This window comes from Aeromonas sp. QDB25 (assembly GCF_027707725.1).
Taxonomy (GTDB): Bacteria; Pseudomonadota; Gammaproteobacteria; order Enterobacterales; family Aeromonadaceae; genus Aeromonas; species Aeromonas caviae.
The window spans coordinates 1-8,178 of record NZ_JAPCIZ010000112.1; the positions used below are offsets into that span (position 1 = coordinate 1).

9 protein-coding genes and 2 pseudogenes are annotated in these 8,178 nt (G+C 54.8%); 8 read left to right on the top strand and 3 right to left on the bottom strand.

Going from position 1 to position 8,178, the window contains the following annotated elements; genetic code table 11:
* Nucleotides 1-100: 100 nt before the first annotated feature.
* Nucleotides 101-1,108 (bottom strand): annotated as a pseudogene (locus tag PG883_RS21625) (IS4 family transposase); the annotation flags it as partial.
* Between the two features lie 76 nt (nt 1,109-1,184).
* On the opposite strand from PG883_RS21625, the pseudogene PG883_RS21630 reads away from it, so the two are divergent.
* Nucleotides 1,185-1,754, top strand: a pseudogene (locus tag PG883_RS21630) (IS5 family transposase); the annotation flags it as partial.
* Here PG883_RS21630 and PG883_RS21635 read toward each other — a convergent pair.
* On the bottom strand, nt 1,748-2,104 hold the full coding sequence (locus tag PG883_RS21635; protein WP_270808119.1) for a hypothetical protein: 357 nt from the start codon (nt 2,102-2,104) through the stop codon (nt 1,748-1,750). The pseudogene PG883_RS21630 and the gene PG883_RS21635 overlap by 7 nt on opposite strands.
* A gap of 176 nt (nt 2,105-2,280) precedes the next feature.
* On the opposite strand from PG883_RS21635, the gene PG883_RS21640 reads away from it, so the two are divergent.
* The 5 genes from PG883_RS21640 (at nt 2,281) to PG883_RS21660 (ending at nt 5,395) form a co-directional block, all read left to right on the top strand.
* The gene (locus tag PG883_RS21640) at nt 2,281-2,982 is read left to right on the top strand and encodes a type 1 glutamine amidotransferase (RefSeq protein WP_182928087.1); all 702 of its coding nucleotides are present in this window, start codon (nt 2,281-2,283) and stop codon (nt 2,980-2,982) included.
* A 398-nt stretch (nt 2,983-3,380) separates the two neighbouring features.
* Entirely contained in the window at nt 3,381-4,298 is a 918-nt protein-coding gene (locus PG883_RS21645; protein WP_270808123.1) for an IS5 family transposase, read from the top strand.
* A 140-nt stretch (nt 4,299-4,438) separates the two neighbouring features.
* Nucleotides 4,439-4,684: a hypothetical protein gene (locus tag PG883_RS21650; protein ID WP_024943278.1), complete on the top strand. Its 246-nt coding sequence runs from the start codon at nt 4,439-4,441 to the stop codon at nt 4,682-4,684.
* Between the two features lie 58 nt (nt 4,685-4,742).
* A complete protein-coding gene (locus PG883_RS21655) occupies nt 4,743-5,093 on the top strand; it encodes a type II toxin-antitoxin system RelE/ParE family toxin (RefSeq protein ID WP_024943279.1) in 351 nt (116 codons plus the stop codon).
* The gene (locus PG883_RS21660) at nt 5,093-5,395 is read left to right on the top strand and encodes a helix-turn-helix domain-containing protein (RefSeq protein ID WP_024943280.1); all 303 of its coding nucleotides are present in this window, start codon (nt 5,093-5,095) and stop codon (nt 5,393-5,395) included. The genes PG883_RS21655 and PG883_RS21660 overlap by 1 nt, the downstream gene beginning before the upstream one ends.
* A 92-nt stretch (nt 5,396-5,487) precedes the next feature.
* Here PG883_RS21660 and tnpA read toward each other — a convergent pair whose 3' ends face one another.
* A complete protein-coding gene (gene tnpA / locus PG883_RS21665) occupies nt 5,488-5,892 on the bottom strand; it encodes an IS200/IS605 family transposase (RefSeq protein WP_270808127.1) in 405 nt (134 codons plus the stop codon).
* A gap of 56 nt (nt 5,893-5,948) precedes the next feature.
* Here tnpA and PG883_RS21670 point away from each other — a divergent pair, with 56 nt between their 5' ends.
* The gene (locus PG883_RS21670) at nt 5,949-7,022 is read left to right on the top strand and encodes an RNA-guided endonuclease InsQ/TnpB family protein (RefSeq protein WP_270808129.1); all 1,074 of its coding nucleotides are present in this window, start codon (nt 5,949-5,951) and stop codon (nt 7,020-7,022) included.
* A gap of 78 nt (nt 7,023-7,100) precedes the next feature.
* Nucleotides 7,101-7,907, top strand: coding sequence for a transposase (locus PG883_RS21675; protein WP_270808131.1), 807 nt, complete (start codon nt 7,101-7,103; stop codon nt 7,905-7,907).
* Nucleotides 7,908-8,178 lie beyond the last annotated feature (271 nt).

Here is an 8,178-nt window from a genome sequence, read left to right on the forward strand (position 1 = left end):
CTCATGGTGTTCCGCTTTGTTTCTTTGGCGAGAAGAAGCGTACCAGAACCGGCAGTTGGCCTCTTCTCTCCTATGCACCATGGGTGTTGCAGTTATTATCTGAATTCGCGCGGCTCTTGCTGGTATTGACCTTGATCGTTCTCTCCAGGCCAACGCTATCGCCAGCCTTACCCAGCAGCGTTAGCAGGACAATGGCGAGGGCGCTGAACAAAAACAGTCGGTCGCGCCGGACCGGATTACTGATGTGCACTTCTCCCATACCCATGCCAAATTTGTAATCTTTGATATCACGAAAACTGGTCTCGATACCCCAGCGCTGGCCGTACAGTTGCAACGCCTTGGCGGCGCTCAGGTCGGTCCGGTTACTGGCCAGAAACCAAGCGTCCTTCATGCCACTTTTGCGACAACAATAGACCCGTTCGACAGGCTGTCTCTGTCCGGTGAGCTCCACCTGTTTGAGGGTTCGGGTGCGTCCGGTCGGCGTTAGCCAGTCACGAGCTGGAACCTGCTCTCCACCAGGGTAACCAACCAAAATATTTCCTTTAAATCTAATGACATAAGCAAAGCCTAGCTCTTGTTCCAGGCGCTCGAACAGCTCCATGTAACCAAAGCCTCGGTCAGCGACTACTGTCACGAAGATACCCTCTGGTAGCGTCTGCTTGAGTTTGGTGAGCAGCTCTTTCTCATGGGCATTACGTTGCCCTTTGAGCAACGATTTTCGATGGGTTTTCCACAGCAGCGGGGTACTGCGTCCATGGTTGGTTTGCAGGCTGATAACCAAGGTGCTGTGATCATCGGCGTCGAATTCGGTCCAGTCCATGGAGACTACGATCTCGGTACGTTCACCGACCACATAGGGCACCCAATCGTCAAAGAGGCTCCAGACATTGAGCTTGGTGTTAGTGAGCAGGCGATCCACCTGTTTAACCGCATGTTTACGTTCGAGACCGTTGGCCAAGGAGAGGCCACTACCGATGGCGTGGATGGCCAGTGAACCTGACTCGATAACCCCGAGGGTAGCATTGGCGAGGGAAAGAACACGCTTGGCATGCATGTCCTGTCCAAATATATCGTCGATGTGGTTGAGGATTAGTTCGTGCTTAAACATGGGGATAGTCTGTTGGGTATTAGCTGGTCAAGGATGGCGATCATACCTCAGAAGCCGCGCCACGCCTCGCTCATATGAGGGGATGGCTGAGGATGCCACCATCATTGAGGCACCCAGCTCTACCAAGAACAAAGAGCAGCAACGCGATCCGGAGATGCATCAGACCAAGAAAGGCAATCAGTGGCACTTTGGCATGAAGGCCCACATTGGTGTCGATGCCAAGAGTGGCCTGACCCACAGCCTAGTCACCACCGCGGCCAACGAGCATGACCTCAATCAGCTGGGTAATCTGCTTCATGGAGAGGAGCAATTTGTCTCAGCCGATGCCGGCTACCAAGGAGCGCCACAGCGCGAGGAGCTCGCCGAGGTGGATGTGGACTGGCTGATCGCCGAGCGTCCCGGCAAGGTAAAAACCTTGAAGCAGCATCCGCGCAAGAACAAAACGGCCATCAACATCGAATACATGAAAGCCAGCATCCGTGCCAAGGTGGAGCACCCGTTTCGCATTATCAAGCGGCAGTTCGGCTTCGTGAAAGCCAGATACAAGGGGCTGCTGAAAAACGATAACCAACTGGCGATGTTATTCACCCTGGCCAACCTGTTTCGGGTGGACCAAATGATACGTCAGTGGGAGAGATCTCAGTAAAAACCGGAAATAACGCCAGAAATGGCGAAAAAACGCCCTAAATAGGCTGATTCGAGCTGTTGGTGGGAGATATAATCGGCCCAGATCCGCGAAATTTTAATCAGCGAGTCAGCTTGGGAAGAAATGACCTGCTTATTCGCACCTTCCCTTGGTAAAATGGCACCTCCCGCCTGGGCCATGAATAAACAACTTCGTCCATCCACAAAACTGTACAAAAACGATATTTTTTCACCCGGAAAGTTCGTGATGGTACAAATCATGTCGCGATAAATGCGCCAGCTATCCCATACCTTGACCCATTCTCTGACTCGCAATCCGGCAGCCTTGTCGAGCGCCACCGCTACTAACATCGGCCGAGCGGCGCCCAAAGCCGTGGCCGCCACCTTAAGGCGTGGATTTCAAATCCCATCAAGGCGGATTTATCCCAGCCACTGGCAAAGTGCTCCGCGATCTGGCAGAAGATTTGCTACTGCCTCCACGGCTGGGGGCGCCCATCAGCCCTCGAACACGAACCAGAGAGATGAGTATGCGTGCACACTATTTCCAACACGTCCCATTCGAGGGGCTCGGCGTGATCGAGCCCTGGTTGCAAGCCGCAGGCTACCAAATCAGCCGCACCTGTTTTTATCAGCCCCATGAACTCCCCCGCCTAGCCGCTCTCGATCTGTTGATCGTCCTGGGGGGCCCCATGAGTGTGAATGATGAAGACTCCCTCCCCTGGCTCACCGCAGAAAAGGCGTTCATCCGGCAAGCCATCGCAGCGAACAAACCAATATTGGGAATTTGCCTGGGGGCCCAACTCATCGCCAATGCCTGCAATTGCCGCGTGAGCCCTAATCCGCTGAAGGAGATAGGCTGGTTTCCTATCACCGCTGTTGCGCATGAACAGCCGGCGCTGTTTGCATTCCCTCCCGAACTCACCGTACTACAGTGGCATGGGGAGACCTTTGAACTGCCACCCCAGGCCCAGCAGTTAGCGCGAAGTCAGGCCTGTGAACAGCAAGCCTTTCAGCTGATCGGTAAACCGGTGATCGGTCTGCAATTTCATCTGGAGACTACAGCTTCGTCGCTGCAATCGCTGATGGGAAACTGCGCCGAAGAGCTGGTGGTGGCCCCCTATATTCAGAGTGCGGAGTCTCTGCGAGCAACTCCGGCGAGCCAGTATCGGCTGGTCAATGAGGTCATGGCGAAACTCTTGAACTATCTGACGCAATGGCCCCACATCTGACGACCGGAGTAGCCAGTACCCGCGGATGACGCTCTATGGCGCCAATTTTGCATTAATCCGTTCATCATCGGGCCGAGGGCCTTGCGAGGCTATCGCTATATAGCCACCCACATAGCGACGCACATAATGTGGGCAGTCTGCCCCTCATCGGAACAAGGATGACGTGATGAGTCGCGTTCGAGGCGAAGATATGAGTCAGATGCAACCGTGCCACCCCTGCCACTGCCTGCTGGGAGAATGCCGAACCGAGCTGCTACCACTGCTCTCTGAGGTCAGCCAGGCCGTCAGTCTGGGGGCGGATCTCCCCTCGACGCTCAACCTGGGGCGTTGTTGCTCAAATCAGGGAACTATCCCGCAGTGGTGATCTGATCTCTTAGATTCACCACCGGGAGCGCCAGATGGGCAAGTCCAAGCACAAGATCAGCAACTGGAAACAGTACAACCAAGCCCTGGTGCAACGTGGTTCGTTGACCGTCTGGATGGATGAGCAAGCCATCCAGCAGTGGCATTGCCAGACCCATCATGGCCGCCGAGGGCGAGGCTTCCATTACAGCGACTCCGCCATTGAAACCGCGCTGATGCTCAAGGCGGTATTCAAGCTACCGCTACGAGCCTTGGAGGGCTTCATCAACTCGCTGTTCAAGCTGATGAAGGTGCCCTTACAGTCGCCGGACTACAGCTGTATCAGCAAGCGCGCCAATACGGTCGAAATCAAGTACCGCCTACCGAGCCATGGCCCGGTGGCTCACCTCGTCATCGATGCCACCGGACTCAAGGTCTATGGCGAAGGCGAATGGAAAATTCGCAAGCACGGCAAGGAGAAACGCCGCGTCTGGCGCAAGCTTCACCTGGCCGTAGATGCGGCGACCCATGCCATCGTTGCAGCCGAAGTCAGCCTGGAAACGGTGGGCGATAACGAGGTGTTGCCCACGCTGCTCAACCCCTTGCGCCGCAAGATAGAACAAGTCAGCGCCGATGGTGCCTATGACACCAGAGCCTGTTATGCCCTACTGCAAAAGAAGGGCATCAAGGCCACCATACCGCCGAGAAAGAATGCGGCATTCTGGAAGAAAGGCCATCCACGCAACGAGGCGGTTGCCGCGCTCAAGGCAGGAGAGCTGGAGCAATGGAAAAAGGACTCTGGCTATCATCAGCGCTCGATAGCTGAGACCGCCATGTATCGCTTCAAGCAGCTCATCGGTCCGAAACTGAGTCTGCGGAGCTACAACGCCCAGGTGGGTGAGATCCTGGCTGGGGTAAAAGTCATGAACAAGGTCATAGGGCTTGGTATGCCCATTCGGCAGGCCGTCAACTAAGCCCGCCCGGCGGGTTGGGGAGCGACCATCCTACTTTGGATTTGATCAACAAGGCCCCTGTCATCCTACAAGGTGGCTTGTTTTGCAGGGCGTTATCTCCCATCCTGCGCCGCACTATCCTTTGCTTCGGAATCTCCCCTATGGAAACCATTACCCATCCCACCCTGGTGCAACTGGTGGCGGATGGTGCCGCCCGTGTCGTAGTCGCTGTCGGACAACTAGGCGGCTGGAGTCTGCTGGTGTGCTACGGTCTGGCCGCCCAGCGCAGCAAACAACTAAGAGTTTTTCGCAAGCTCGATACCTTGGTGCTCTACCTGCAGCAGATCGGGGTCAGCCGGTTCGAGGTTGATGCCAGTAGCTTCATGCTTGCACTACGACAGCGGTAACTTGTTACCTACGTCGAGACCCTCTATAATATAAACCAAAGGTTATATTTGGTGCGCTATGTGGACAGTAAAAACGACCTCTCTATTCGATGTCTGGTTTGATGAACAAGACGAGGCCACGCAGGAGAAGGTTTTGGCTGGGTTGCTTGCCTTGGCACAGGGCGGTCCATCAGTAGGGCGACCCTTAGTTGATACCATCAAGGGGTCTCGCTTTACGAACCTCAAAGAGCTGAGAGTTCAGCACCAGGGGGATCCGCTACGAGCGTTCTTTGCTTTTGACCCGTTGCGGCAAGCTATCGTGTTGTGTGCTGGAAATAAGGGCGGTAACGATAAGCGGTTTTACAAAGAGATGTTGCCGGTCGCTGAGGCGGAATACGCCAAGCACTTAACTGAGTTGGAGGTAGGGTAATGGGAAGAACACTGAATGAGATGCTGGCCTCCCGCTCGGTGGATAGTCAGCAGCGGATCCAGGAGATGGCTAACGAGCTGCTGCTGGAGGTACGCTTGCAAGCGCTGCGTGAAGAGTTGGAAGTGTCCCAGGTGGAGTTGGCCTCTGCCCTCGGGATCAGCCAACCGGCCGTTGTGGCGATGGAGCAGCGTGGGAATGATATCAAGCTATCCACCATGAAGCGTTACGTGGAAGCAATGGGTGGGAAGCTGCGTGTTGATGTTGAGCTTCCTACAGGGAGGCATGTCGGTTTCAACGTGTGACTGCTCCCCGCCGCTCGCGGCGAGGCTTCCCACCTTTTTTGACGAAAGGGGGCTCCCACCGACGTAGGTGGGAGGGGAATTTCGTCGGGGCGTCAGCCCCGCTGGTTTTGAATGTATTGCTTAATCACATCCAACGGCGCCCCGCCGCAAGAGCTTGCAAAGTAGGAGCGAGACCAAAGCACGGGCTTGCTGTAAGCCCCCCTCAAGTCCAAAAATTCATTACGCAGTCGCCTTGATGTGACGGCCTTCAATGAGTTGACCAGCACAGATAACTGCACGGTCGGCCCGTACTCTATCAGCATGTGAACGTGGTCTGCTTCTCCGTCACACTCTTTCAGCTCTGCGCCAAAGTCACGACAAACCTCGGCGGCGCACTGATTGAACGCAGCAAGGTGTAAATCGCCCAATATCTTTTTTCGATACTTGGTCACAAACACCAAGTGAACATGGAGAAGATAAGCCGCATGGCGGGATTTGTTGATGTTTACGACTTGCATTTAATGACTCAGCTCGGTGTAATGACGGAGAAATATTGCTACACACTGAGTGTTGAATGCAAATTCTGAAAGCCTACAAATTCCGACTCGAACCGACCGAGCAACAAGCGCAACGCCTGCGCCAGTTGGGCGGCTGTGCTCGTTATGTCTGGAATCACGGGCTTGTAGAGACAAAGCGCATTCTGGATTCCGGCGACAAGCTGCCATCATATTTCGATTTATCTCGGATGCTCACCCGTTGGAAGAAAGATCCAGAAATGGCCTTTCTGGCCGAGGCATACACCGACAACCTCCAGCAGAAACTCAAGGATTTGCACGGCGCGTGGATGCGTTGTTTTGATAAAAAATTCGCCGCCAAGGCTCCCGTTTTCAAGAAGAAAAGCGACAACCGAGACTCAATCCGGTTCGTCAACTTCGACAAGTATTGCCGCCTTGAAAAAGGGCGGGTGAAGCTGCCAAGCGGTCTGGCGTGGGTCAAGTTCCGCCAGTCACGCCCAGTCGAAGGGAAGATTAAAAACGCCACCGTCAGCCAATCAGCAGGACACTGGTATATCTCATTTCAGGTCGAGCAGGAGCTTCCAGAGCCAGCTCACCCGTCCGGCTCAATGGTCGGGCTGGATGCAGGGATTGCCAAGCTCGCAACCCTGTCAGATGGTACGGTGTTTGAGCCTGTCAACAGCTTCAAAACCAATCAGACCAAGCTGGCCAGGCTACAGCGCCAGTTGAGCAAAAAGGTAAAATTCAGCAGTAACTGGAAGAAACAAAAAGCCAAGATCCAGCGCCTGCATTCGCATATCGCCAATACCCGCCGCGATTACCTTCATAAGGTCACAACGACAATCAGCAAAAACCACGCGATGATCGTCATTGAGGACTTGAAGGTTTCCAACATGTCAAAATCAGCAGCGGGCACGACAAATCAGCCGGGGCGCAACGTCCGGGCAAAATCAGGGCTGAATCGTTCGATATTGGATCAGGGCTGGTTTGAGCTGCGCCGCCAGCTTGAGTACAAGCAGGTATGGCGAGGTGGTCAGGTGTTGGCAATCAATCCAGCCTACACAAGCCAGCAATGTTCGTGTTGTGGTTATCAGCCAGGCCGTAAAACCCCGTCATTTATGGCGGGGATATAAGGCTGCACTTGCTTGTGAACCAGTCCTGCGCAATGCTGCTGTATATATATCCAGCGTAATAACCCAGAGCCGCCAGTTGTGAAAGATTTCCGGGTCATCAAAGTCAATATCGGTACGCCGACTCGCAGACAGACCGAGCTGCGGGTCGAGGCCGGGCGACTCTGGCGCCGACTGGTCCGGTTGCACAAATACTGCCGCCGCCGTCACTGGGCATGGCCCTCCGAAAGCCAGCTCAAACAACATTTCAAAGGCCGGTTTGGTCTGCATTCCCAAACCATCCAGGCACTCATCGAAAAGTTCATCGCCAATATCGACTCCACCCGCACCAAACGCAGCGCAGGCGACAAGAGCGCCCGCTATCCGTGGCGCGACCAGAGAAAATTCCAGGTGGTCATGTGGAAGCCCTCGGCCATTCGTCGTCACGGTAACCGGCTTTCCTTGTCCAACGGCGCCGGACGCAAAAAGCTCACCGTGAAGCTGCCAGCCAGCCTGCCATCGGGAAAGATTGTGGCAGTCGAGCTGGGCTTTCGGGAACTGCGCCTGACTTTGCGTCAAACCGTGGCCGAGCCGGTTTCTGCCGGAATGAATGTGGTCGCCGCCGATATGGGCATCATCCATCTGGCTGTCATGACCGATGGCATTCAATCCAGTGGCATTGTCGGCCGTGGACTGCGCTCGCTGGTACAGGGCAAGAACCGCAGGCTGGCCATCTATCAGACCGCGCTGTCGAAAACCCAAAAGGGCTCGCGGCAAAACCGCAAACTGCGTGTGGCCAAAGCCCGGATGTTGCAGCGCTACCGCAATCAGGTTCACAACCTGCTGCACCATGCTGCCAACCAGATGTTGGGCTTCTGCCAAGCGCGTGCATATTCCGGCCGATCATGAACACCAATTCCGATTCAACGTGAACACCATTTCCGGACCAATGTGAACGCTCATTCCGGTTCAACCTGAACACTTCGCCCCTCCTTTCCGGAAACAGTGTTCAACATCCCGGAATCACTGTTCACATTCACCGGAATCATCCTTAACGCATTGATTTAAAAACCTTTGATACGCTCTCCCTTTTGCCAGGGAAGAGCCTATGTCTGCCAAGAGGATTGCAATGCGTAAAATTCGTGAAGTGCTGCGACTGCGGCTGGAAGCTGACCTCTCT